The organism is Roseburia sp. TF10-5 (assembly GCF_003462365.1).
GTDB classification, from domain to species: Bacteria; Bacillota; Clostridia; order Lachnospirales; family Lachnospiraceae; genus Roseburia; species Roseburia faecis.
In genome coordinates, this window is record NZ_QTYW01000047.1 from 1 (window position 1) to 1,247 (window position 1,247).

Below are 1,247 nucleotides of genomic sequence, written 5' to 3' on the forward strand. Positions count from 1 at the left end.
AACTGCGCCACAGCCTTGGCAGGCCATCGCGCAGCGATTTTGTTCAATCGGAAGTTGTGGAGGAGTGCAATGAATAAAATTGGTACAAAAATAATAGATACAGAACGTTGTATATTGAGAAGAATTGTTCCAGACGATTATCAAATGATGTATGAAAACTGGGCAAAATACGAAGAAGTTTGCAGGTACTTTCCGTTCAATCCCGTAACGGATATGGAAATATATAAAGAAAAGGTACATAAATGGGCAGATAATTATGAATCTGATACATATTTTCATTGGGTAATTGAATGGAAAGAAAATCATGATTTGATTGGAACGATTAATTTGGGAAATGTTGAAGAATCATGTTTTATGTCAGATACATGCTATATGCTTTCGCCACAGTATTGGGGACAAGGTATAATGACGGAAGTGCTTCAAGCTGTACTAAAATATGCATTTGATGAGATTGAATTAAATCGTGTTCAGGCAGAAGTGTTTGATGGAAATGTTGCATCTGTACATGTATTAACAAAGTGTGGAATGCGGTTTGAAGGAATTGCTAGACAAAAGTATTACAAAAAGGACACGTTTATTGACACTGCGCAGTATGCAGTTCTTAAGAGTGATTTCAAAGAGTAAACCCCAATTTAACAACACAGGTGAAACTTCCAGTTTGACGGAGTAATGGATATGAAAATCAGAGAAGTGAATGAAAATAAAAAGCAGTTTATATCATTATTGCTATTAGCTGATGAACAGAAGAGCATGGTTGATCGCTATCTTGAAAAAGGTAATATGTATGTACTTGAAGATGGTAATGTAAAAGCTGAATGTGTTGTCACCGATGAAGGTAACGCAATACTTGAAATCAAGAATATCGCAGTCGATCCAGAAAATCAGGGAAAGGGCTATGGGAAAGCACTAATTGATTTTCTTGCCAGTAAATATGCAGATGAATATTCTGTTTTGCAAGTTGGAACAGGTGACAGCCCGTTGACCGTACCATTTTATGAAGAATGCGGATTTGTCCGTTCTCATAATATTCCGAATTTCTTTACGGACAATTATGACCACCCAATTTATGAGTGTGGTGTACAGTTAATAGATATGGTATATTTGCAAAGATGTTTATAACTTCCTGTTTGTAAATCTCAATAGAATAGCAATTTATTAGCATCGGTCGGAGAAATCTGATCGGTGCTTTCTTTATGGGGCTGTAAAATAAGTCCCTAATATAAGAAACGCCAATTCCGGCAAATGTC

General features: G+C 36.2%; 2 protein-coding genes. Both read left to right on the top strand.

The window, feature by feature from the left end:
• Positions 1-624 (top strand): GNAT family N-acetyltransferase (locus tag DXD06_RS16895; protein ID WP_243001188.1); only part of this gene is annotated, 624 nt, incomplete at its 5' end.
• 45 nt (positions 625-669) lie between these two features.
• Positions 670-1,119: a GNAT family N-acetyltransferase gene (locus DXD06_RS16900; RefSeq protein WP_442969674.1), complete on the top strand. Its 450-nt coding sequence runs from the start codon at positions 670-672 to the stop codon at positions 1,117-1,119.
• Positions 1,120-1,247 lie beyond the last annotated feature (128 nt).